Origin of the sequence: Aeromicrobium sp. A1-2 (assembly GCF_003443875.1) — a bacterium.
Taxonomy (GTDB): domain Bacteria; phylum Actinomycetota; class Actinomycetes; order Propionibacteriales; family Nocardioidaceae; genus Aeromicrobium.
Genome location: NZ_CP027482.1, coordinates 2,548,090 through 2,569,792 on the forward strand (window position 1 = coordinate 2,548,090; position 21,703 = coordinate 2,569,792).

Genomic DNA, 21,703 nt, shown 5'->3' on the forward strand with positions numbered 1-21,703 from the left:
GTGTCAGCCTAACCGTGTGGCAGCGGGGACGCTCTCGGCCGCGCCGGTGTCCTCGAGCGTCACATCGCCCCGCACGGCCACGTCACGACCGAATCGCCAGTCGCCCTTGACCGTCAGCGAGTGCGCATCGACCATCGAGGGCACCTCGGGGAGCCGTGCGTCGAAGTCTGCAATCGTTGTGAAGAAGCGTCGATCCAGGTCGACCAGTGGTACCGCGTCGACCTGCGAGCGGAGCCGGAAGTCCGCACCGACCCCGTAGACGTCCGACCGCAGGAGCAGCAGGTCGTTGGTGGTCTTGACCGGGAGAAACCGTGAACGGTCGACCTCGATCGCGGTCGCGCCGTCGAACACCTCGACGGCCGCACCCATCGCCGACTCGATCTGCACGACCTTGGTCGAGGTCGGGTCGGTGGGGTCGACGGTCTTGTCATTGCGGATCAGCGGCAGGCCGAGGATGCCACCGCGCGCCGCGAGAGTCTCCTTGACGACCGCCAGGTCGAACCACAGGTTGTTGGTGTGGAAGAAGCGATGGCGCTCCGGGTCAGCGGCAGCGTCGGCATCCTCCGCGGCGGTCTGCGCGGTCTCGCGCAGCACGAGTCGCCCATCGCTCCTGCGCACCACGATGTGTCCGCCCTTGACGTCCGCAGGCGTGCGCCGGCAGACCTCTGCCGCGTACGGCGCCCCCGAGGCCGCGAACCAGCCCATCATCGACGGGTCAGGTGCCGCGCCCAGGTTGTCGGCGTTGGAGACCGTGGCATAGCGGAACCCCGCGTCGATCAGCGCGTCGAGGATCCCGGACACCTCGAGCGCGGTGTAGAGGTCGCCGTGGCCCGGCGGGCACCACTCGAGCGACGGGTCGGCCGGCCAGTCCACCGGCGAGAGATCGTCGGCACGCAGCTTGGGCTCACGATTCTGCAGGAAGTCGATCGGCAACCCACCGACCGCCAGGTCGTAGCGCGACAACGCCGACAGCGTGTCGTCGCGGGTGCGGAAGCTGTTCATGAACAGCAGCGGGAGCGGCACGTCAAGCGTCTCGCGCAGATGCAGCACCTGGCCGACGATGACGTCGAGGAAGTTCAGGTCCGATCGCACCGGCAACAGCGTCTTGGCCCGGTCGAGGCCCATCGACGTGCCGAGACCGCCGTTGAGCTTGATGACCGCCGTGACGGCCGCCGCCTCGCGGCACTCCTCGTCGGTGAGGTGGAGCGAGCCGGCGTGCTCAATCCCCTCAAGCGGATCCACGTCGACCTCGCGGATCATTCCGCTCCGTCCGTCCTGGAGTTGGGCGTAGAACGAGGAGAACACGTCGATCGCGCGTTGCGGCACGTCGGCCGCGGCCATACGCTGCTGAGCCTTCACCAGTCCGGACATCGCTCCATACGTTAGCGTCAGGGCGTGGCGAAGGCACGAGCACGCGACGATCTGTTGGCCCGCCGTCGCGCGATGACCGTCGGGGAACGTGCCGAGGCCGCCGACGCGATCGCCCTCCAGGCCCTCGCCGTGCCGATCGTGGCACGGGCCCGACGAGTCGCCTGCTACCTCTCGATGCCGTTCGAGCCGGGCACCGGCCCGCTCGTGGCGTCGCTGCACGCCCGCGGCATCGAGGTCATCGTGCCGCTGAGCCTGGCCGACCACACGCTGGACTGGGTCTCGTACGATCCGGAGGCGCCGATCGCGACGACCGGGCTGGGCATTCCAGAGCCGGACGGCGACCGGCTGGGTGCCGACGCGCTTCTTTCATGCGACGTCGTGATCGTCCCAGCCCTCGCCGTCGACCACGCAGGGCACCGGCTCGGCCGCGGCGCGGGTTACTACGACCGCGTGCTGGCCGGTCTGCGCGCGCCAGCGTGCGCTGTGGTCTTCACGCACGAGCTGCTGGCGGAGGTGCCCCACGAGGCGCACGACGTGCCGGTGCAGATGGCACTGACCCCCGCTGGCCTGTTCCGGGTCCCCTGAGGGGAGTCTCGCTAGCCCGGTCGGGAGGCGAGATCCGGCGCGATCCAGTACGAGAGGGAGACGATCTCGACGCTGCGGCCCGGGCGAGGCGACTGGATCATCTGACCGCCGCCGAGGTACATCGCGACATGGTAGATCGAGCCCGCGCTGCCGTTGCTCCAGTAGAGCAGATCGCCGCGCTTGATCTTGCTGACCGAGACCTTGGTGGTCCGGGTGTACTGCGATCCGGCGTAGTGCGGCAGGTTGATGCCCGCAGCCTGCCACGCTCGCATCGTGAGCCCCGAGCAGTCCCACGACGACGGGCCTGCTGCGCCCCAGCGGTAGGGCTCGCCGAGCTGCTTCTTGGCGTAGGCGATCGCGGTCTCGACCTTGTTGCTGGCCGCGGGCGGTGGATCGACCGGTGTGGGCGGCGGCTCGGGGGGTGTGGGCCGCGGGGTCGTCGGGACGGCAGTCGTCGGAGCGGAGGTGGACGAGGTCGCAGTAGACGGTGTCGGAGTAGCCGGTGTCGGATCCGGATCCCGCGAGGTGGTGTCTCCCCCCACGGGTCCGCCCGGTCCGGACTGGTCGAGCCGCTGGTCGATCTCGTCCTGCGCGCGGGTGACCTCGGCCACCGAGGTGTTGCGCGCGGTCGCCAGCTGCCCGAGAAGCGTCCGGCGCTCCTGCGCGGTTGTGGTCTCGGCGGCCTCAGCGCGCTCGATCGTCAGATCGATCGAGCGCTCGGCCCGCTTCTGATCGGCTGCCGCCTTCTTCTGGGCGGCCAGAGCGACACCCGCGCGGCGTGCGGCCGCGGCGTGCACGACCTGTCGGGCGTCGAGTGCGTCGAGCCGAGCAGCAACTGCCTGGTTGACGCTGGAATAGGCCGACGCCCGCTCGAGCAGCTCCTGCGGCCCCTGACTGTCGAGCATCGAGGTCAGCACGGTCGTCGAGGTGCTGGACTGCAGCTGTTGCAGCGTCAGCTCCGCCACCCGGGCTCGCTGCGCGTCGAGCTGCTTCTGTGCGACGGCCAGCTCAGCCTGCTGGGCGGCCAGCTCCGAGCGCGCCTCCGTGAGCTGGAACTTCGCGCCGTTGAGTCGTTCGGAGGCCGCAGCCGACTCCGCATAGAGGTTGTCGAGGTTCTGGCGAGACTGCACCAGACGCACCTGGAGCTGGGCCTCGGTGGGGTCGTCGGCACTCGCACCGGTCGTGGTGGCCAGGGCGAGGGCGACCGAGCAGGCAGTCGCGATCGCGAGTCCGCGGCACGCGAGGGGGAAGGCACGCATGCGCCGAACCTAGCCCGAAAACACCCCCGTGGGAACATCAATCCCACAATTAACACCCGTCACATGCGTGTCGGTGCTGGCATCAGCGGCGATCCGGGTCCACAATTCCGCTCCCTCAGGACCCGCTGGGCGCAAGGATCAGGGTGCCTTCGGTGGCCTCGTCGATCGCATCGGCCGAGAACGACCACGGCAGCGTCTCTCCGCGTGCCCACATCCCAGCCTGGTCGATGTAGTTCTGGTGGAACGCGTGGCCGGAGTTGCCGGTCAGCTGGATCCAGCGCGAACGGTCCAGATTCGCGAGGTCGACGACCATCCGCATCGAGGGCACAGCCGTCACGCCATAGCCCTCCGTGGCGTCCCAGCCGGTCGCGTCGACGAGCCCACCACCGCCACCGACTTCGTACGGCCCACGGTTGAACAACTTGTTGATCAGCTCCACGCCCGAGTCGCCGAGGGTCGGGTTGACCAGGTCGAGCCGGTGCAGTCGGCCCCATGACCAGTCCTCGGGATCGCGCGACTGGACCTTGGTGAGCTCGTCGCGAGCGGCACGCATCGCTGCCACGAGCACCTCGTCGCGGGTCTCGGTCCGGCGCGGAGTGGTGATGTCATCCCACCAGTGACTGTTCGGCTCGTCGATGATCGTCCGCATGACGTTGAACCAGCGCTCGCCGCCGGTCGGCCACTGGCTCTCGGGCAGCTCGTCATGAAAGGTGCCCGCCAGGAGGTTCTTCCACACCACGTTGAAGTAGGCAGCGGCAGAGGAATCAGCAGCCTGCCGGTAGTCCCAGCCCCGCAAGGTGTCCTGGCCCTGCCGGTAGTAGCCGCTGCCGACGTCAACCGCCAGGAGTTTCGGCACGAGCTGGGCCGCGTTCGGGCTGAAGGTGTCCATCTGGATTCGTGACATGTCCGCCACCGACAGGGTCGGCTTGGCTGTCAGGAGTTCGCGGATGCGCTGCGAGCGGTAGCCCGGGGCGGTGTCGGCGCCGAGGGTCAGCGGGTACTGGTCACCGATGACCTTGTTGTTGGCCGTGACGATGAAGCCCTCGTCCGGGTTGAGCACCGACGGCAGCTTCTCGAACGGAATGGTCCCCTTCCACGCGTACGCGGGATCCCAACCGGGGACCGGCCACCTGCCGTCACCGGTCTTGCGAATCGGGATCGTGCCGGGCGACTGATAGCCGATGTTGCCGTCGACGTCGGCGTAGACCAGGTTCTGGGACGGCACCGTGAACAGCTTGGCCGCAGCGCGGAACTCGGTCCAGTTCTGGGCCCGGTCGAGCGCGAACACCGCCTTGATCGTTGGCTCGGGGGTCAGCGCGGTCCAGCTCAGCGACACGGCATATGTGCCCGCCCCGACGGTCTTCTGGGACTGCCTCGCGACGTCGGCGATGTCGTCGTCGAGATCGGAGAGGATCGGACCGTGACGGGTCGATCGGACCGTGATGGTCTCGGTCTTTCCGCCCGCGACCTTAAAGGTCTCCTTCCGCGTCGTCAGCGGGACCTGCTCGCCGTCGTACTCGTAGGTCGAGCCCGACACCTTCTCGAGGTAGAGGTCGGCGACGTCTGCGTACATCGTCGTCACCCCCCACGAGATCGAGGCGTTGTGGCCCACCACGACGCCCGGCAGGCCGGCAAAGGAGAAGCCCGCGACGTCGTACGGGCATGCCTCGGTGACCTGCCGGCAGTGCAGTCCCACCTGGTACCAGATGCCCGGCATGGACGGCGCAAGGTGCGGGTCGTTGGCCAGGATCGGCTTGCCGGTCGTGGAGTGCTTGCCGTCGACGACCCAGGAATTCGAGCCGATGCCATCGCCGGTGCCGAGCAGCGCCGGCAGTGCATCGGCGCCGTCCTGGGCGGCTTGGAGCGAGGCCACGGCTGAACGCGCGAGGCTCGGATCGACGCCGGACGACGCGCCACCGTCCGAGCCGTTGCCACCCACGATCGTGGCGTGATCCTTGGGGTAGTCCGGGTAGAGCTGCTCGACCTGGTCGACCGGCAGCTTCGCGGTGGACAGCACCCGGGAGATCTCGTCGCCCATGTTGCTGCGCAGGTCCCATGCCATGGCCTTGATCCATGCCAGCGAGTCGACGGGGGACCATGGCTCGGGCTGGTAGTCGGGTCCGGTGAGTGCCAGCACCGAGTACTCCAGCGAGAGCTCGGTGGCCGACTTGTTCTCTATGTAGGAGTTGACCCCGTTCGCGTACGCCTTGAGCAGGCCGAGCGTCTCATCGTCGAGGAGAGCGAGCTCCTGCTGCGCCACACGACGCCAACCGAGTGTGCGGACGTACTTGTCGGTGTCGAGTGCGCCCTCACCGACGAGCTCGGCCAACCGACCCCCGGTCACGTGCCGGCGGAAGTCCATCTCGTAGAAGCGGTCCTGGGCCTGCACGTAACCCTGGGCGAAGAACAGGTCCTCGGGGTCGTCGGCATAAATCTGCGGGATGCCCTTGCCGTCGCGCTTGACCGTGACGTCGCTGTGCAGCGCGTTGACCTGCACCGCGCCGGTGGTGTCGGGGAACGACTTGCGCACCGTCACGAAGGACAGGACCGCAGCCCCGACCAGGACGGCGGCGACCAGGGCCGCGATGACGATGACGATCCGACGCACCGGGCCACCCTACGCAACCCACATGAACCCTGCTGACGAAGACTCGCTGGTCCGACGGGTCAGGCCTTCTCCGCGCTGCGGATCTCGCCGACCAACTCCTCCAGCACGTCCTCGAGCATGATGACGCCGAGCACCTCGCCGGACTGGTCGGCAACCCGTGCCATGTGTGATCCACGCGCCTGCATCGTGCGGAGCGCCTCGTACAGGCCGGACCCGGCCACAACGGTCGCCAGCGGCCGCAGCCACTTGTCCGCGATCGTCTCGAGCCGCGACTCGTCGTCGGTGTCGAGGACGTCCTTGATGTGCAGGTAGCCCGCGATCTCGCCCCGCGCGTCGAGCACCGGGAACCGGGAGAACCCTGTCTCGGCGCAGGCCTGCTCGACGTCGACCGGGGTCGCACTCGGCGGGATCGTGACCAGCCCCGCCCGCGGGAGCAGGACCTGGTCGACCGTGCCCTCGTGGAAGTCCAAGGCGCCCGAGACCAGGCCGTACTCGTCCTCGTCGAGCAGACCCTCCCGTCGGGACTCCTCGACGAGGCCCGCGACCTCGTCGTGGGTGTAGGTCGAAGAGACCTCGTCGACCGGCACGACGCGGAACAACCGGATGATGACGTTCGCGATCCCGTTGAGCACAACGACGAACGGCTTGAGCACCACCACGACGCCGAGCATGAACGGCCCGAGGAACAACGCGGCGCGGTCCGGTCCGACGAGCGCAAGGTTCTTCGGCACCATCTCACCGAGCACGACGTGGGCGAACACGACGATCGTCATGGCGATGACGAACGAGACCGGGTGCACCAGCCCCTCGGGCACGTTGACTGCCTTGAACGCCGGCTCCATGAGGTGTGCGATGGCGGGCTCGCCGACGGCACCAAGACCCAACGAGCAGATCGTGATTCCGAGCTGGGCCGCCGCCATGACCTGCGTGATGTTCTCGATCGCGCGCATCGCCATGCGTGCGGGACGCGAGCCTGCGGCGATCCGGGGCTCGAGCTGCGTGCGGCGCGCCGAGATCAGCGCGAACTCGGCCGCGACGAACAACGCGTTCAGACCAAGTAGCACCACCGTGAGAAGGACGCCGGACCAGTCGCTCATGCCGTCTCCTCCGTGCCGTCGTCGTCGACGGTCAGCGAGACCCGGTCGATGCGACGACCTTCCATGCGCTCGATCATGAGCGTCACGACCAGGGGCTCGGGATCGTCGCCGTCGTCGTCGGGAGTGCGGTCCAGATGCAGCGTCACGGCGTCGCCACGTGCACCGATGCGACCAAGCTTCTCGAGGATCAGGCCCGCGATGGTCTCGTAGTCTTCGCCTTCGGGCAGCGCGATGCCGGTCTGCTCCTCCACCTCGTCAGGTCGCAGCAGGCCCGAGAGCGACCAGGTGCCGTCGCGACGATGACGGCTTCGAGAGGACAGCCGGTCGTGCTCGTCCGCGATGTCGCCGACGATCTCCTCCACCAGGTCCTCCAGCGTGACGACTCCGTCGGTGCCGCCGTACTCGTCGACCACGACCGCCATCTGCATGCCCTGCTCGCGCAGCACCAGCAGCAGCGGGTCGAGCTCGATGCTGTCAGGCACGATCGTCGCGGGGTCGGCGATCTCGGACACCCGCACCGAGCGGCGGCGGTCCTGGGCAACGGCAACGGCGCGCTTGACGTGCACGATTCCCAGCACATCGTCGGGGCTCCTGCCGATGATCGGAAATCTGGAGTGCCCGGTCTGCCGCGCGGCCTCGATGACGTCGTGTGCTGTGTCGCGCCCCTCCAGGAAGCGGACGCGAACGCGCGGCGTACGCACATCGGCCGCCGTGCGGTCGCCGAACGCGATGCTGCGGGCGACCAGGTCGGCGGTCTCGTCGTCGATCGCGCCCTGCTTGGCCGAGCGGAGCACGAGCGACCGCAGCTCGACGGGGGAGCGCGCCGAGCGCAGCTCCTCCTGCGGCTCGACGCCGAGGAGTCGCAAGATCGCGTTGGCCATGCCGTTGAGCGCCCGGATCGGCCAGGCCATCGCCTTGGTGAACATTCGCTGCGGCCACTGGGTCAGGGCCGCGGTCCGCTGCGGGAGCGCCAGGGCGAAGTTCTTCGGCACGAGCTCACCGACCAGCATCGTGACGATGGTGCTCAGCACCAGCGCGATCCCGTAGGCAACGCCCTTGACCGACCCGCCTTCCAGCCCGGCTGACTCCAGCGGTCCGCGCAGGATCGTGCCGATCGCCGGCTCAGCGAGGAAGCCGATCGCAAGGTTGGTCATCGTGATGCCGAGCTGCGCACCGCTGAGCTGGGTCGACAGGCTCCGGAGGGCCAGCAACGTGCCCTGCGCGCCGACGTCGCCGGCCTCGGCGTCGCGCTCGATCGTCGCGCGGTCGACCGTGACGAACGAGAACTCTGCGGCGACGAACACTCCACAGGACAACATCAGGAGGAACGACGTGGCCAGGAGCAGCCATTCGGTCATCGCTGGGCTCCGGGAGGGACGGGATCGGTCACGGTGCGGCAACTGTACCCTTGGGACGCACCATCAATCGAGCGGGAGCCAGACGTGCCGAAGTATCAGTACGAGTGCAAGGACTGCGGAGAAGCGCTGGAAGTCCAGCAGAGCTTCACCGACGACGCGCTGACGGTCTGTCCCAACTGCCAGGGCAACCTCCGCAAGGTGTTCAACGCCGTGGGCGTCGTGTTCAAGGGATCGGGCTTCTACCGCAACGACAGTCGCTCCACGTCGACCTCGTCGGACGCCGCCAAGCCGGCTGCCAAGGAGAGCGCCCCGAGCGCTCCCGCGCCGGCACCTGCCAAGAAGGCCGGCAAAGACTCCGCAGCCTGACCCCTGTGGACGACCGACTACGGCGGTAGGACGAAAGTTCCTAGAGTCCGGACATGGACCGCTTCAACCGTTTCGTCTTCGAGCACCGTCGCAGCCTCGCAGCACTCTTCACCGGTCTGGCTGTCCTGGCCGCGCTCACCGCGCTCCGGCCGAGCAGTGACGGCGCCGCCGTGCTCGTGGTCAAGCACGACCTGCGCAGCGGTCACGTGCTGACCGCATCGGACCTTCGCACGGCGACGATCCCGCGATCCGTGCGGCCGGCCCACACGCTCCGCCGGGCGTCCGCCGTGGGACGGCGCATCGCGGGACCCATGCGTGCCGGCGAGATGCTCACGGACTACCGAGTCCTGCAGGACGACGCGCTGTCGGGCTATGCCGAGGACGCCGTGCTGACGACGATCCGGGTGGACCGCGCCGACGGTCTGACCGGACTGCACGTCGGCGACCGGGTCGACGTCGTCGCGGTCGACCCGGACGGCGAGAGCAAGGCCACGGTGGTGGCTCGTGCCGTCGAGATCGTGACGCTGCCATCGGCGTCGAGTGACCACGAAGTGCGCCCGGTCGGCATCGTGACGACCGAGCAAATCGCTCTTGTCCTGGCGACGGCCGCCCTCGAGGCCCGGTTCAGCCTGATCACGTCGTCCTAGTCGCTGGCCCGAGGCATCGCTATGGTCGAAGGGTCAGTTTCCATCTGAAGGGGGCACCATGATCAAGGGTTTCAAGGACTTCTTGATGCGCGGCAACGTCATCGATCTCGCCGTCGGCATCGCCATCGGCGTCGCATTCACCTCGCTCGTCGCGGCATTCGGCGACAACTTCATCAACCCGATCGTCGCGTCGGTGGGTGGCGGCAGCGAGAAGGGCTTCGGCTTCCAGATCACCGACAGCTCCAAGACCCTCGTCGACGTCGGCGCGCTGATCAATGCGCTGATCGTCTTCGCAGTCACGATGGCCGTCATCTACTTCGCGGTCGTCGTGCCGGTGCAGAAGATGCAGGCCATGCGTCGGCCCGGCCCCGGCGTGGACGAGCCCGAGGCCGTCCCGGAGGACACCGCGCTGCTGCGCGAGATCCGTGACGCGCTGGCTCGCCGACCCGGGATCTAACCCACCGGGCTAGCCGTGGTGAGGCGGGACGTCGCGGAGGTATTCCTCGTCGCGCGACGTTCCGCCTTGCTCGTTCCAGCCCTCGTCCGTCTCGTCGGTCGTCGTGGCGGGCAGCAGGTCGCCGAGCATCTCGGCGGCTTTGCGTCGCCGCTCCCGCTCGGCCCGGTCAGGCTCGGACGAGGTCATGGAACCACTCCGGTGTGAGCGTGGCGTGACGTGGGTACCAGCCCGTGCGCTCGCTGAACAGCTGTGAGCTCACCCGCTGCGAGCGGGTCAGGATCTCGAGCTTCTCACCACCGAGCCGCAAGACCCAGCCAGGCAGGAAGTGGCCCTCCCGGCGTCCCGCCGCCATCGCTATCGCGTCGACGTAGTCGCGGCGCTGCACCGGCTCAGCACCGACGTTGTAGACGCCACCGGGGGCCGTCAGCGCGTGCACGACGGCGGTCCCGACGTCATCGGGATGGATCACGTGCATCCAGGAGGTCTCCTCACCGAGACCAATCGAGCGCCCGGCTGCGGCCCGGCGGAACAACCACGCCGTGTTGCCGTCGTTGCCGGCGATCAGGCCGAACCGCAGGCTCACTGCCGTGCCGCCCGACGCGGCGATCGCCTCGACGTTGTTCTCGGCCACGACGACGGGCTCGGTCGCGCCGGTCACGTCGACCGGGCTGTCCTCGTTGATCCAGTCGTCGCGCTGATCCGCGTACATGAAGCTGAGGCTCTGCTGGATGATCCGCCCGACGCCGGCATCGACGGCTGCCTCCGTGACGATCCGCGAGCCACGCAGCCGGATCTTGTCGATCGCCTTGAGCGATCCGGGCCGCAGCGCCGCTCGCCCGACCGGCACCCGGGTGGCGAGATTGGCGACGGCATCACATCCCCGCATGCCTGCGCCCATGGCCGAGCGGTCGAAGAGGTCGCCGAGGCATGGCTCGGCGCCGGCGCCGGCGATCTGCGCGGCGCTCTGGCGTGTGCGGGCCAGGCCAACCACGTCGTGGCCCGCGGCGTGCAGCGCCTGGATGGACGATCGGCCCATCACCCCGCTCGCACCCGTGAGAAATACCTTCACGTTCTCTCCCTGTGGAGGACTCCCGGGAGAAGGTCTCACCCGGTTTCTCCGGTGAGGGCCGGTGAGCCCGCCGGAGATTACGAAAGGATAACAATTCCTCGCAGCCGGCGGTTACCGATAGGTAACTTTCAGGGCTGGACGAGGGGAACGATGTCCGCGATCGACTCGAAGACCTCGGTCGGTCGGAACGGGAACCGCTCGACCTCGCCCGGCGCGGTCGACCCGGTCAGCACCAGGAACGTTCGCAGCCCGGCCTCGAGACCCGAGAGCACGTCGGTGTCCATCCGGTCGCCGATCATGACCGTCGTCTCGGAGTGGCCCTCGATCTGGTTGAGCGCGCTACGCATCATCAGTGGGTTGGGCTTGCCCACGAAGTAGGGCTCGACTCCCGTTGCCTTGGTGATCAGTGCCGCAACCGAGCCCGTCGCGGGCAACGAACCGCCGGGCGACGGTCCGGTGGCATCAGGATTGGTCGCGATGAACCGCGCGCCGTTGTCGATCAGCTGGATCGCTCGGGTGATCGCCTCGAACGAATACGTGCGGGTCTCCCCCAGCACGACGTACTCCGGGTCGCGGCTCGTCATGATGTAGCCGACGTTGTGCAGCGCCGTGGTCATGCCGGCCTCGCCGATGACGTACGCCGTGCCGTCGGGTCGCTGCTCGCTGAGGAACTTGGCAGTGGCCAGCGCCGACGTCCAGATCGCCGACTCCGGCAGATCGATGCCGGCGGCACGCAGCCGCGCGCACAGGTCACGGGGGGTGAAGATCGAGTTGTTGGTGAGGACCAGGAACTTGCGACCGGTCTGCTTGAGTCGGTTGATGAACTCGGCGGCCCCGGGGATCGCCTTCTCCTCGTGGACGAGCACGCCATCCATGTCGGTCAGCCATGTCTCGATCGCCTTGGTCATGCCCCCTATTGTCCACCCGCGGAGTGCCGGGTGAGGAACTTCCAGATCAGGGTGCTGGCGTCGATCTCCTGGGTCGTGACGTCGGTGCCGCGTTCGGCCGAAGCAGGTATCCCGGCCAGATGCGACAGCCAGTCCGGGCCGCGCCGCCAGCAGGCAGAGAACGCGTCACCTCAGCACTGCAACCCCGGGAGATAAGGGCAGGCGGGTGGGCCGGACATAGAGGCGATCGTCTGGACCCGGACCAAGATTGGATAGCCTGAGTCCACGCCCTCGTAGCTCAGTCGGATAGAGCGACCGCCTCCTAAGCGGTAGGTCACAGGTTCGATTCCTGTCGAGGGCACCCCATCGCACCCCTATCCCCATCCCCGCGATGTGTGAGGTTCTGCACCCGTTTGACCTACGGCACGGTGCGCACCGCCACAAATCTGGTGGAGGTGCGGGCGGGGCGGAGCTGACCTAGCGTGATTCCACCATGGTCCGACTCCGCCGTACGTCTCCGTCAACACCGGGCTGGGAGCGGGTGCGTCACGGACGAGGCTTCCGCTACCTCGACCAGGACCGGCGGCCGCTCGAGCCGGAGCAGGTCGAGCGCTGCCGGCTGCTGGTCATCCCGCCCGCGTGGAACGCGGTGTGGATCTGCCCGCTCGACAATGGTCATCTGCAAGCGGTCGGCACCGACGTCGCCGGCCGGAGGCAGTACATCTATCACCCGGACTGGCGAGTGCGGCGGGACCTGGCGAAGTACCAACGGATGGAAGGGTTCGCCGCCGAGCTCCTCAAGCACCGGACCGCATCACGTCGCGACCTCGGCGGCGATGGGCTGACCCTTGAGCGGTTCGCTGCGACGGCATTCAGCCTGCTCGATCTCGGCATGTTCCGCATCGGTTCGGAGCGGTACGTCGAGGAGAACGGGAGCTACGGCCTCTCGACGCTGGAGAAGCGGCACGTGCACGGCACGGGTCGCGGCATGACGTTCTCCTATCCCGCCAAGTCGGGCCAGGACGTCGAGGTCACGGTCCGGGACGAGCGGGTGCGGGACGTGCTCGACACGCTGCACCGCCGCCGGGGGGGCGGCGACCGGCTGCTGGCGTACAAGTCGGGGCGGCAGTGGCACGATCTGGCTGCCGACGACGTCAACGCCTACGTCAAGGAGCTGCTGGGCGACGCGTACTCCGCCAAGGACTTCCGCACCTGGCGCGGCACCTCGATCGCCGCGCTCTCGCTCGCAACCAGCGACCGGGCCTCAGCCGCGAGCCGCAAGAAGTCGGTTGCCACGGCGATGCGTGAGGTGTCCGAGCACCTCGGGAACACCCCGGCGATCGCCCGATCCTCCTACGTCGACCCCCGAGTCGTCGACCTCTACGCCGACGGAGTCACGGTCGGGTCCAACCACCGTCGAGTGGCTCCCGGCGCCACGATCAGTCGCACGCTGGAACGTCAGGTGCTCCGCATGCTGCGCCGCGCCTAGGTGCGCTCGGCTGGGCGCACGTCTCAGAGCGCGGATTCGATCGCGCGCCAGAACGTCGGATAGGCGTAGATGGTGTTCTGCAGCGTCTCGACCGGGATCTCCGCCCGCACCGCGAACGCCAGCGCCGCGAGCGTCTCGCCGCCCATGGGCCCCGCACTCGTCGCGCCGACGATGACACCACGGTCCTCGTCGATGATGATCTTGATCAGTCCCTCGTTGCCGATGCCGTGCAGGAAGCCACGGCTGCTCGCGGCGACGTCGGTCAGTCCGACCCGCACGTTGATGCCCCGCTCCCGGGCCTGCGACTCCGTGATGCCGACACCGCCGACTTCCGGGTCGGTGAACGTGACCCGCGGGAAGCTGGTGTCGTAGTCGCTCTGGGGCTCGCCGAGGATCGATCGAGCGGCACGCTCCGCGTGATACATCGCGACGTGGGTGAACGCCCCCCGACCCACGATGTCGCCGATCGCCCAGAGGCCGTTCTTGACACTCATGTCGTCCTGCACCGGGAGGAACCGGCCGGCGTCGACGTCCACCGTGTCGAGACCGATGTCGTCGAGTCGGGACTTCCGGCCGGCCGCCACGAGCAGCCGCTCGGCTTCGTGGGTCACGTCACCGCTGGTCACCGTGAATCGGCCGTCGGCGTACGCGACGCTGTCGATCGTGATGCCGGCATGCACGCCGATGCCCTCGGCCTCGAAGACCCTGGTGAGGAGTTCGGACGACTCCGGCTCCTCCGGCCCGAGGATTCGCGGACCGCCCTCGAGGACCGTGACCTGGGTGTCGAACCGCGAGTATGCCTGGGCCAACTCGAGACCGATCGCGCCACCGCCGATGACGATCAGGGATGCCGGCGCCTGCTCGTTGCTGAGCGCCTCCCGGTTGGTCCAGTACGGAGTGTCGGCCAGGCCGTCGATCGGCGGGACCGAGGCCGTCGTGCCGGTGTTGAGCACGACGCCCCTGGACGCAACGTACGTCTGGCCATCGACCTCGACGGTGCGATCACCGGCCAGCCGGCCATGACCGCGCACGAGTGTCGCGCCGGCGTCGGTGATCCGATCGGCTGCGACTGTGTCGTCCCAGTTGTCGGTCGCCACGTCGCGGATGCGCCGGGCCACCTTGCTGAAGTCCGGCGTCACCGAGACGCTGCCGGACAGTGTCTCGACCCGGCGCGACTCGGCCAGCGCATTGGCCCCACGGATCAGCATCTTGGACGGGATGCACCCCCAGTAGGGGCACTCTCCGCCGACCAGCTCTGCCTCGACGGCCACGACGGCGAGCCCGGCCTTGGCCAGCCGGGCCACCAGCGCCTCTCCACCTGGTCCGAGACCGACGACGACGACATCACACTCGTGAACGCTCATGCCCCCAGTTTGTGCCATGCCGGCCGGTCAGGCCAGAGCAGGCAGCGCCGGACCTCAGCGGGCGGCGAGCATGCGGCGCGGGTTGATGACGCCGTTGCCGGTCCGCGAGTCGTAGCCGCGCGATCCCACGTCATCCGCCGTCGACAGCATCAACGAGCTGACCGTCGAGGCGCGCCAGCCCCGACCGAGGTGGGCGATCTCGAGGGCCGCAGCAGCTGCCGCGTACGGCGTGGCCATCGAGGTTCCCGAGAGGGTGCAGTACGTCGGTGGGCAGTTGAGGCTCTGGTCCGGCGCCTGCACCATCGTCGAGATGATGCCGCTGCCCGGCGCCACCACGTCGACCCACGAGCCACAGCTGGAGTAGGACGCCGTCGAGCCGTCGGAGTTGATTGCGCCGACCCCGATGACGCCCGGGTAGGCCGCCGGATAGGCGGTCGGTGACCCGAACAGGAACGCACAGGAGGTGTTGCCTGCGGCTGCGACGACGACGACGTTCTTGGACTGCGCATATTCCACCGCGGCGCGACCGGCCGAGTCACTCCAGCGCGAGCCCAGGGACAGATTGATGACGTCGGCGCCGTGGTCCGTCGCCCAGACGATGCCGCGGGCCACGCCAGCGGTGTCACCCGAGCCGGAGCCGTCGAGCACGCGTACCGGCAGGATCTTCGCGTGGCGGGCCAGCCCGGCAATGCCCTTCCGGTTGCCGGCAACGGCCGCGATGATCCCGGCGACATGCGTGCCGTGACCGTTCGCGTCGTCCGCCGACCCACCCGGTGACACGACGTCATATCCCTTGAGGACCTGGCCTCGCAGGTCTGGATGTGCCGCCCGGACACCTGTGTCGACCACGGCGACGACGACGCCGCGACCAGACGTGGTCTTCCACGCGGTCTCGGCGCCGAACCGGCTCAAGGCCCACTGCTTGCTGCGATAGGTGTCCTTCGAGACATCGATCTGCACGGGGTGCGCCATGTCGACGCCGATCGTGGACTTCTTGGCCAGCCCCGCCACGATGAGCTTGAGCGCACTCGACCTCGTGCTCGCGGTGCTGGTGGAGATCTTCGGGCCGGCCGATGTGCGGCTCGTGGTCACGACCTTGAGCGGTGCGCCCGGGGTCGCGGCGGCCAGGATTCCAGCCGCCGTCTGCTGCAGCGTCCGGTCCAGGCGTGAGAGGACGTCGTCCGAGGCCCCTGCGCTCGAGGTGCTGGCCGCGACCAGTGTTGCGCCGAGCGCCACCGACACCATGATCTGTCCGAATGCGTTGCGCACTGGGGCCACCTTCCGTCCGTCAGGGGATCAACGCGGGAGGATGGCCCGGGGTTACGGCCCAAACGCTACGACTCCGGGCGAGGCCCGTGGGTCTGCAGGAACAGGACCGGCCCGTCCAGAGCGCCGTCCAGTCCACGAACGGCGGCCAGCGCCTTGGCGGTGTAGACCGGCTCGAGCTCCAGCCCCTCGGCTTCGGCTGCCAGCGCGAGCGCCTCGGATCCGCGCTCTGTCGTGGCGCCGTAGGTGTCTCCCATCCACACTGCGGTGGCGCTCACGTCAGCGGGAGTCAGCTCGATCGAGACGTCGGCCCCGCGGTCACGCAGGAGAGCTGCGGTCTGGTTGGCCAGTCGGCTGATGGTCACGGCGTCGAGCCGGAACGAGTCGTTGACCACGATGCCCAGGACCCGGGTGCGGAGCCCGGCGAGCCGGAGTCCCAGAGCCAGTCCAGCCGCGGTGCCCCCCGATCCCACTGCCGTCACGAGTGTCCGGGGCTCGGGCATCTCGCCGGCCTCGACCTGCGCGGCGATCTCGAGTGCCGTCTCGACATAGCCGAGGCTGCCGACCGCCGAGGAGCCGCCGGCGGGCAGGTAGTAGGGCAATCGCCCGCGGCGTGAATGACGGGCCAGGATCCATGGGGCCGCGAGCTTGAGCCGCCCCACCGTCGGGTAGCGGTGGATCACGGCCCCCGAGGCAGCGAGTCGACGGAGCTGCTCGCGCACGTGCTCGTCGACGGGTTGCTCCACCAGCCCGAGGACCGTCCGCAGGCCGTGCTCACGTCCGTACAGCGCGGCGGCCAGGCCCCAGTGCGTGCCGATGCCACCGACTGTGAGCACCGTGTCCCGGCCCCGGCGGTGCGCCTCCGGGATGATCCACTCGAGCTTGCGGACCTTGTTGCCACCCCAGCCGCCGTCACCGAACCCGGCCTCATCCTTGATCCAGACCTCGTCCTGCAGCCCGAGCCGCTCGAGCCGGCGTACCGGGGTCGGGCTCGCTCCGAGCCGCACATGCGGCAGGTCGGCGGCGGGAAAGCGCTGTCCGAGTCGACTCATGTGGGTCACTCTAGGAGTGATGGTCCCGAGCGCGACAGGCGAGGAGATCCATCACTTCGCACTGGCGCGCGCCACGTGGGGCTCGCGCCACCGCACGACGCTGTAGCCGAGGAGCCCCCACGCCGCCAACGCCGAGGCCCACAGGCCGAGGGCCGTGGCCCACCCGTGCGCCGGGAGCTGCGGGCCGAAGCCGACGCTGAGGACATCGAACTCCGGGATCTCCGGGCTCATCATCCACACGATGCCGAGGGCAAACAGCCACAGCCCACCGAGGAAGCTCACGACGATACGCGGCCACGTCGCCACGCCGTACTTCGCCGCCTCGATCGCCCGACGCTCCAACGGGTCCAGCAGCCTCTGCGCCCAGACGTAGTGGCGTGATAGCAGCGCGACACCGGACACCACGATCAGCATGCCGGGGCCGGGCAGAGGCATCAGCGCGATGCCGACCGGGATCAGGGTCCAGCCGAGCACCTCGCGACCCGTGCGACGGAACCAGCCCAACATGGCGGACCGAAGGCTCATGGCCCAAGCATGCCAGCACCCCCAACTTGAGATGGCGGAACCCTCGGGCCCGCGGTTGACTTGGCGACGTGAACATCGCATCCTCCCTCCTGTCGCTGGCTGAGGAGACTCTCGGCCTCTCGCTCCCGATCCGCCTGCGCGCCTGGGATGGCAGCGAGGCCGGCGTACCCGGAGCCCCTGTCGTCGTGATCCGCAGCAAGAGGGCCCTGCGACACATCATCTGGAAGCCGGGCGAGCTCGGAGTGGCTCGCGCGTACGTCCAGGGGGACCTCGACATCGAGGGCGACCTCGGCGACGGACTGCGGGCGATGTGGAACGCCGTGCGCGACGCCCGCATCGCTGATCAGAGCGCCGGACGTCCCACGATCGGCCCCAAGCAGATCGCCAAGGCCGTGGCACTCGCCGTGCGGCTCGGAGCAATCGGCCGACGTCCGCCGGCACCTGCCGCCGAGTCAAATCTGACCGGTGAGCTGCACAGCAAGGAGCGTGACCAAGCCGCGATCTCGCACCATTACGACCTGTCGAACGACTTCTACGAGCTGATCCTCGATCCCAACGTGGCCTATTCCAGCGGATACCACCTGACGCCCGACATGACGCTCGAGGAGGCGCAGACCGCCAAGCTGCACCTTATCTGCAAGAAGCTCGGCCTGCAGCCGGGCATGAAGATGGTCGACATCGGGTCCGGCTGGGGCTCACTGACGCTGTTCGCAGCCGAGCACTACGGCGTGCACGTCACCGGCGTGACGCTCTCGATCGAGCAGCGCGACTACGTCATGGGCAAGGCCGCCGAGCGTGGACTCGCAGACAAGGTCAACGTCAGCCTGCGCCACTTCCGCGATCTCGAGGCGTCGGGCGTGATGGACAACGGCATCGACGCGATCGCCTCGATCGAGATGGGCGAGCACGTCGGCGACGCGGAGTACGTCGTGTTCGTCGACTCGATCCACCGCTACCTCAAGCCCGGCGGCCGCGCGCTGATCCAGCAGATGTCGCGCAGCAACGACGCCCCCGGTGACAGCCCCGGCGGAGGGCCGTTCATCGAGACGTACATCGCGCCTGACATGCACATGAAGCCGTTGGCCAAGACGATCGGCCTGATCGCCGCGTCGGGCCTGGAGATCCGCGACGTCCAGGCGATGCGCGAGCACTACCCACAGACGGTTGCAGGCTGGGCCGCGAAGCTCGAGGACAATTGGGACACCGCGGTCAAGCTGATCGGCGAGGAGAACGCCCGCGTGTGGCGCCTCTACCTCGTCGGTGGCGCGCTGGCATTCGAGGAGAACCGCATGGGCGTCGACCAGGTCCTCTCGGTCAAGCCCAGCGCCAGGGGTGTCAGCAGCATGCCGAGCAGTCCGCTCGCCTGGCTGGCATAGTCGACGCATGACACCCAACGACCTGTCCCAGTCCGGCGCCAGCCTCCTCGGGGGGCTCGGGATCGTCGTGGTCTTCATGGGGATCGGGCTCGCGATCGCCCAGCGTCAGCACAAGCTCACGGTCGTCGACACGATGTGGGGCCTCGGCTTCGTGCTCGTTGCGGCCGAGACGGCCCTGGTGTCGGCCGGCGGTGACGGCGATCCAGCGCTGCGCTGGATCCTCCTCGCGATGGTGTCGGTGTGGGGCGTACGGCTCGCCTGGCACCTGCACAGCCGCAACTCCGGGCAGGCCGAGGACCCACGCTACGCCGAGCTCGCGGACGCCGACGGTCGATCGTTCGCCCAGGTCGCACTGATGCGGGTCTTCGTGCCGCAGGGTGTCGCGATGTGGCTCGTGGCGACCCCCATCATGATCGGGGCCAACAACCAGGAAATCTGCACGTGGCTGCTGGTGGTCGGTGTCGCCGTGTGGGCGATCGGACTGTTCTTCGAGGCGGTCGGCGACGCCCAGCTCGCGAAGTTCAAGACCGATCCCGCCAACAAGGGCCAGGTCATGGACCAGGGCTTGTGGCGCTACACCCGCCACCCCAACTACTTCGGAGATGCGTGCGTATGGACCGGCATCTGGATCGTCGTCGCCGGCTCCTGGCCCGGCCTGGCGACGGTCATCGGACCCATCGCCATGACGCTCTTCCTCACCAAGGTGACGGGTGCATCCCTCAACGAGAAGGGCATGAAGAAGACCAAGCCCGGCTACGAGGACTACGTACGTCGCACCAGCGGCTTCGTGCCCTGGAAGCCCAAGGCCCCCAAGGTCCGCTGAACGGTCAGCCCGAGACGAAGATGTGGGCAGCTGCCTCGGCGTCGATCTCGGCGGTCTCGCCCTGGCGGGCCACCACGAGGCCGTCGTGGCCCTGCGAGACCAGCACGTCGTTGCCGGGAAGTGCACCCACCCGGCGCAGCACCGACATGACCTCGGTGTCCTTCTGCAGCTCCTCGGCGATACGACGAACCACGAGCCGGATCGGCTCGATCGCGCCACTGACGGCCTTGGGCATCGGCACGACGCCCTCGAGGAACGCCGGGTCGGCACCGACCTGGCCCAGCTCGGACAGCCCGGGGATCGGATTGCCGTAGGGCGACTCGGTCGGATGCTTCAGCAGCTCGACGAGCCGGCGCTCGACCTGCTCGGACATCACGTGCTCCCAGCGGCACGCCTCCTCGTGGACGAACTCGATCTCCAGGCCGATGATGTCGGTCAGCAGACGCTCGGCGAGCCGGTGCTTGCGCATGACCCGGGTCGCAAGCTGGCGCCCCCTGGGGGACAGCTCGAGGTGGCGATCGCCCTCGACCGTCAACAGGCCGTCGCGCTCCATCCGGGCCACGGTCTGGCTGACTGTCGGACCGCTCTGGTGGAGGCGCTCGGCAATCCGGGCGCGCAAGGGCACAATGCCCTCCTCCTCCAGCTCGTAGACCGTGCGGAGATACATCTCGGTGGTGTCGATCAGGTCGCTCACGTCGACCATTGTTCCATGCCGTGCGGCATCGGGCGTCACGCCGGACAATGGACTCATGCCGACGTCAGTGATGTGGTTCCGCACGGACCTCCGCCTGCAGGACCACCCCGCCCTGCAGGCCGCGATCTCCGCCGGACCTGACGGTGTCGTGCCGCTGCTCGTGCTCGACGACAAGTTCTGGGGACCGGGTGCCAGCACCCGCCAGGCCTATCTCGTGCGGCTGCTGCAGGACTTCTCCGATCGCATCGGCGGGCTGCACGTCGTGCACGGCGATCCGGCGTCCGAGGTGGTCCGCATCGCCCGCACCGTCGAGGCAACGACGGTGCACATCTCCGCCGACTTCACGCCGTACGGTGCCGAGCGCGATGTCGCGGTCGAGCAGGCTCTGGCCGCGCACGACATCGCCATGGTCCGCACTGGATCGCCGTACGCCGTCGCACCCGGACGGGTCCTCAAGGGGGATGGCACGGGCTATCGCGTGTTCACCCCGTTCTTCCGCACCTGGCAGGAGCACGGCTGGCGTGGGCCGGCCGAGCCCGCCGCCGACGTGCGATGGATCCGGCCCGGCGGACGCACCCACCGCATCCCGGTGGCCGAGGTGCCCCCCGGACTGACGCTGCCCCCCGTCGGTGAGGAGGCTGCACTCAACCGATGGCATGACTTCCTCGACCAGGATGTCGCCGACTACGACACGACCCGCGACCTGCCGGGCCCCGACCGCACGTCGCGGATGTCGGTGCACCTCAAGTGGGGCACGATCCATCCGCGCACGATGCTCGCCGACCTGGCTCCGCTGCGCTCCCCCCGGTCCCAGGCCTATGCCCGCGAGCTGGCGTTCCGCGAGTTCTACGCCGATGTCCTGCACCACCGACCGGACTCGGCCTTCGGGTACTACAACCGCGCCTTCGAGGCCATGGACTACGACGAGCCGGGCGACGGGCTGGACGCGTGGAAGACCGGGCAGACCGGCATCCCGATTGTCGACGCCGGCATGCGCCAGCTGCTGGGCGAGGGGTGGATCCACAACCGCGTACGCATGATCGTCGCGAGCTTCCTGGTCAAGGACCTGCACGTCGAGTGGCAGCACGGCGCCAGACACTTCCTGGACCTGCTGGTCGACGCCGACCTGGCGTCCAACCAGCACGGCTGGCAGTGGGTCGCAGGGTGTGGCACCGATGCGTCGCCGTACTTCCGCATCTTCAATCCCATGACGCAGGGCAAGAAGTTCGATCCCGACGGCGAGTACGTGCGCCGGTGGGTGCCCGAGCTCGCCGAGGTGCCCTCCCGGCACGTCCACACACCGTGGGAGCTCGCGGATCCGCCAGCCGGATATCCCGCGCCGATCGTGGACCACGCCGAGGAGCGGCGGGAGGCCCTGCGCAGGTATGACTCGATCCGGCCCTAGTGTGG

The 21,703-nt window shown here is 68.6% G+C and carries 21 protein-coding genes and 1 tRNA gene; 9 read left to right on the forward strand and 13 right to left on the reverse strand.

What is annotated here, in order from left to right; all coding sequences use genetic code 11:
* Window positions 1–3 precede the first annotated feature (3 nt).
* Window positions 4–1,371: a UTP--glucose-1-phosphate uridylyltransferase gene (locus C6I20_RS12435; protein WP_118396306.1), complete on the reverse strand. Its 1,368-nt coding sequence runs from the start codon at window positions 1,369–1,371 to the stop codon at window positions 4–6.
* A 24-nt stretch (window positions 1,372–1,395) separates the two neighbouring features.
* On the opposite strand from C6I20_RS12435, the gene C6I20_RS12440 reads away from it, so the two are divergent.
* Complete coding sequence (locus C6I20_RS12440) at window positions 1,396–1,956, forward strand: 5-formyltetrahydrofolate cyclo-ligase (RefSeq protein ID WP_216822885.1); 561 nt, start codon at window positions 1,396–1,398, stop codon at window positions 1,954–1,956.
* Between the two features lie 11 nt (window positions 1,957–1,967).
* Here C6I20_RS12440 and C6I20_RS12445 read toward each other — a convergent pair whose 3' ends face one another.
* The 4 genes from C6I20_RS12445 to C6I20_RS12460 form a co-directional block, all read right to left on the reverse strand.
* Window positions 1,968–3,215, reverse strand: a complete 1,248-nt coding sequence (locus C6I20_RS12445; protein ID WP_118396308.1) for an NlpC/P60 family protein — start codon at window positions 3,213–3,215, stop codon at window positions 1,968–1,970.
* Window positions 3,216–3,330: 115 nt separating this feature from the next.
* The gene (locus tag C6I20_RS12450) at window positions 3,331–5,823 is read right to left on the reverse strand and encodes a penicillin acylase family protein (protein WP_216822886.1); all 2,493 of its coding nucleotides are present in this window, start codon (window positions 5,821–5,823) and stop codon (window positions 3,331–3,333) included.
* 59 nt (window positions 5,824–5,882) lie between these two features.
* Entirely contained in the window at window positions 5,883–6,920 is a 1,038-nt protein-coding gene (locus C6I20_RS12455) for a hemolysin family protein (protein WP_118396310.1), read from the reverse strand.
* Window positions 6,917–8,278 carry a hemolysin family protein gene (locus C6I20_RS12460; RefSeq protein WP_118396312.1) on the reverse strand — a complete coding sequence of 454 codons (1,362 nt, stop codon included), beginning with the start codon at window positions 8,276–8,278 and terminating at the stop codon, window positions 6,917–6,919. Before C6I20_RS12460 ends, C6I20_RS12455 begins: the two co-directional genes overlap by 4 nt.
* Window positions 8,279–8,362: 84 nt before the next feature.
* On the opposite strand from C6I20_RS12460, the gene C6I20_RS12465 reads away from it, so the two are divergent.
* Genes C6I20_RS12465 through mscL form a run of 3 tightly spaced genes read left to right on the forward strand, consistent with a single transcriptional unit; the run spans window position 8,363 to window position 9,748 of the window.
* A complete protein-coding gene (locus C6I20_RS12465; protein WP_118396314.1) occupies window positions 8,363–8,644 on the forward strand; it encodes an FmdB family zinc ribbon protein in 282 nt (93 codons plus the stop codon).
* A 53-nt stretch (window positions 8,645–8,697) separates the two neighbouring features.
* Window positions 8,698–9,291, forward strand: a complete 594-nt coding sequence (locus C6I20_RS12470) for an SAF domain-containing protein (RefSeq protein WP_118396316.1) — start codon at window positions 8,698–8,700, stop codon at window positions 9,289–9,291.
* A gap of 58 nt (window positions 9,292–9,349) precedes the next feature.
* Window positions 9,350–9,748, forward strand: a complete 399-nt coding sequence (mscL, locus tag C6I20_RS12475; protein WP_118396318.1) for a large conductance mechanosensitive channel protein MscL — start codon at window positions 9,350–9,352, stop codon at window positions 9,746–9,748.
* A gap of 9 nt (window positions 9,749–9,757) precedes the next feature.
* Here mscL and C6I20_RS17150 read toward each other — a convergent pair whose 3' ends face one another.
* The 3 genes from C6I20_RS17150 to C6I20_RS12485 all read right to left on the reverse strand — a co-directional run bounded on the left by C6I20_RS17150 (window position 9,758) and on the right by C6I20_RS12485 (window position 11,725).
* Complete coding sequence (locus tag C6I20_RS17150) at window positions 9,758–9,934, reverse strand: hypothetical protein (protein WP_162891310.1); 177 nt, start codon at window positions 9,932–9,934, stop codon at window positions 9,758–9,760.
* Window positions 9,915–10,817 carry an NAD(P)-dependent oxidoreductase gene (locus C6I20_RS12480; protein ID WP_162891311.1) on the reverse strand — a complete coding sequence of 301 codons (903 nt, stop codon included), beginning with the start codon at window positions 10,815–10,817 and terminating at the stop codon, window positions 9,915–9,917. Before C6I20_RS12480 ends, C6I20_RS17150 begins: the two co-directional genes overlap by 20 nt.
* A 128-nt stretch (window positions 10,818–10,945) precedes the next feature.
* A complete protein-coding gene (locus C6I20_RS12485) occupies window positions 10,946–11,725 on the reverse strand; it encodes an HAD-IIA family hydrolase (RefSeq protein WP_118396323.1) in 780 nt (259 codons plus the stop codon).
* 266 nt (window positions 11,726–11,991) lie between these two features.
* Here C6I20_RS12485 and C6I20_RS12490 point away from each other — a divergent pair.
* A tRNA-Arg gene (locus C6I20_RS12490) sits at window positions 11,992–12,065 on the forward strand.
* A gap of 132 nt (window positions 12,066–12,197) precedes the next feature.
* The gene (locus C6I20_RS12495; RefSeq protein ID WP_118396325.1) at window positions 12,198–13,193 is read left to right on the forward strand and encodes a DNA topoisomerase IB; all 996 of its coding nucleotides are present in this window, start codon (window positions 12,198–12,200) and stop codon (window positions 13,191–13,193) included.
* Between the two features lie 23 nt (window positions 13,194–13,216).
* On the opposite strand, the gene C6I20_RS12500 is transcribed toward C6I20_RS12495, so the two are convergent.
* The 4 genes from C6I20_RS12500 to C6I20_RS12515 all read right to left on the reverse strand — a co-directional run bounded on the left by C6I20_RS12500 (window position 13,217) and on the right by C6I20_RS12515 (window position 17,400).
* A complete protein-coding gene (locus C6I20_RS12500; RefSeq protein WP_118396327.1) occupies window positions 13,217–14,557 on the reverse strand; it encodes an NAD(P)/FAD-dependent oxidoreductase in 1,341 nt (446 codons plus the stop codon).
* A 54-nt stretch (window positions 14,558–14,611) separates the two neighbouring features.
* Window positions 14,612–15,826 (reverse strand): S8 family serine peptidase, encoded by a 1,215-nt coding sequence (locus C6I20_RS12505; protein WP_118396329.1) that lies wholly within the window; start codon window positions 15,824–15,826, stop codon window positions 14,612–14,614.
* A 65-nt stretch (window positions 15,827–15,891) separates the two neighbouring features.
* Window positions 15,892–16,875, reverse strand: a complete 984-nt coding sequence (locus C6I20_RS12510; protein ID WP_118396331.1) for a 1-aminocyclopropane-1-carboxylate deaminase/D-cysteine desulfhydrase — start codon at window positions 16,873–16,875, stop codon at window positions 15,892–15,894.
* A gap of 51 nt (window positions 16,876–16,926) precedes the next feature.
* Window positions 16,927–17,400, reverse strand: coding sequence for a PGPGW domain-containing protein (locus C6I20_RS12515; RefSeq protein ID WP_162891312.1), 474 nt, complete (start codon window positions 17,398–17,400; stop codon window positions 16,927–16,929).
* 68 nt (window positions 17,401–17,468) lie between these two features.
* On the opposite strand from C6I20_RS12515, the gene C6I20_RS12520 reads away from it, so the two are divergent.
* Window positions 17,469–18,776, forward strand: coding sequence for a cyclopropane-fatty-acyl-phospholipid synthase family protein (locus tag C6I20_RS12520; RefSeq protein ID WP_118396333.1), 1,308 nt, complete (start codon window positions 17,469–17,471; stop codon window positions 18,774–18,776).
* A gap of 7 nt (window positions 18,777–18,783) precedes the next feature.
* Window positions 18,784–19,599 carry a DUF1295 domain-containing protein gene (locus C6I20_RS12525; RefSeq protein ID WP_118396335.1) on the forward strand — a complete coding sequence of 272 codons (816 nt, stop codon included), beginning with the start codon at window positions 18,784–18,786 and terminating at the stop codon, window positions 19,597–19,599.
* Window positions 19,600–19,603: 4 nt separating this feature from the next.
* Here the strand turns inward: C6I20_RS12525 and C6I20_RS12530 are convergent, their stop codons facing one another.
* Window positions 19,604–20,293, reverse strand: coding sequence for a metal-dependent transcriptional regulator (locus C6I20_RS12530; protein ID WP_118398898.1), 690 nt, complete (start codon window positions 20,291–20,293; stop codon window positions 19,604–19,606).
* Window positions 20,294–20,348: 55 nt separating this feature from the next.
* Between C6I20_RS12530 and C6I20_RS12535 the strand changes: the two genes are divergently transcribed.
* Window positions 20,349–21,698, forward strand: coding sequence for a deoxyribodipyrimidine photo-lyase (locus tag C6I20_RS12535; RefSeq protein WP_118396337.1), 1,350 nt, complete (start codon window positions 20,349–20,351; stop codon window positions 21,696–21,698).
* The last annotated feature ends 5 nt before the right edge of the window (window positions 21,699–21,703 follow it).

Excerpts from the sequence above, each read along its gene's own strand:
- C6I20_RS12435 (WP_118396306.1), bottom strand. The coding sequence starts at position 1,371 with ATGTCCGGACTGGTGAAGGCTCAGCAGCGTATGGCCGCGGCCGACGTG.
- C6I20_RS12445 (WP_118396308.1), bottom strand. The coding sequence starts at position 3,215 with ATGCGTGCCTTCCCCCTCGCGTGCCGCGGACTCGCGATCGCGACTGCC.
- C6I20_RS12455 (WP_118396310.1), bottom strand. The coding sequence starts at position 6,920 with ATGAGCGACTGGTCCGGCGTCCTTCTCACGGTGGTGCTACTTGGTCTG.
- C6I20_RS12460 (WP_118396312.1), bottom strand. The coding sequence starts at position 8,278 with ATGACCGAATGGCTGCTCCTGGCCACGTCGTTCCTCCTGATGTTGTCC.
- C6I20_RS12470 (WP_118396316.1), top strand. The coding sequence starts at position 8,698 with ATGGACCGCTTCAACCGTTTCGTCTTCGAGCACCGTCGCAGCCTCGCA.
- mscL (WP_118396318.1), top strand. The coding sequence starts at position 9,350 with ATGATCAAGGGTTTCAAGGACTTCTTGATGCGCGGCAACGTCATCGAT.
- C6I20_RS17150 (WP_162891310.1), bottom strand. The coding sequence starts at position 9,934 with ATGACCTCGTCCGAGCCTGACCGGGCCGAGCGGGAGCGGCGACGCAAA.
- C6I20_RS12485 (WP_118396323.1), bottom strand. The coding sequence starts at position 11,725 with ATGACCAAGGCGATCGAGACATGGCTGACCGACATGGATGGCGTGCTC.
- C6I20_RS12495 (WP_118396325.1), top strand. The coding sequence starts at position 12,198 with ATGGTCCGACTCCGCCGTACGTCTCCGTCAACACCGGGCTGGGAGCGG.
- C6I20_RS12500 (WP_118396327.1), bottom strand. The coding sequence starts at position 14,557 with ATGAGCGTTCACGAGTGTGATGTCGTCGTCGTCGGTCTCGGACCAGGT.
- C6I20_RS12510 (WP_118396331.1), bottom strand. The coding sequence starts at position 16,875 with ATGAGTCGACTCGGACAGCGCTTTCCCGCCGCCGACCTGCCGCATGTG.
- C6I20_RS12515 (WP_162891312.1), bottom strand. The coding sequence starts at position 17,400 with ATGAGCCTTCGGTCCGCCATGTTGGGCTGGTTCCGTCGCACGGGTCGC.
- C6I20_RS12525 (WP_118396335.1), top strand. The coding sequence starts at position 18,784 with ATGACACCCAACGACCTGTCCCAGTCCGGCGCCAGCCTCCTCGGGGGG.
- C6I20_RS12535 (WP_118396337.1), top strand. The coding sequence starts at position 20,349 with ATGCCGACGTCAGTGATGTGGTTCCGCACGGACCTCCGCCTGCAGGAC.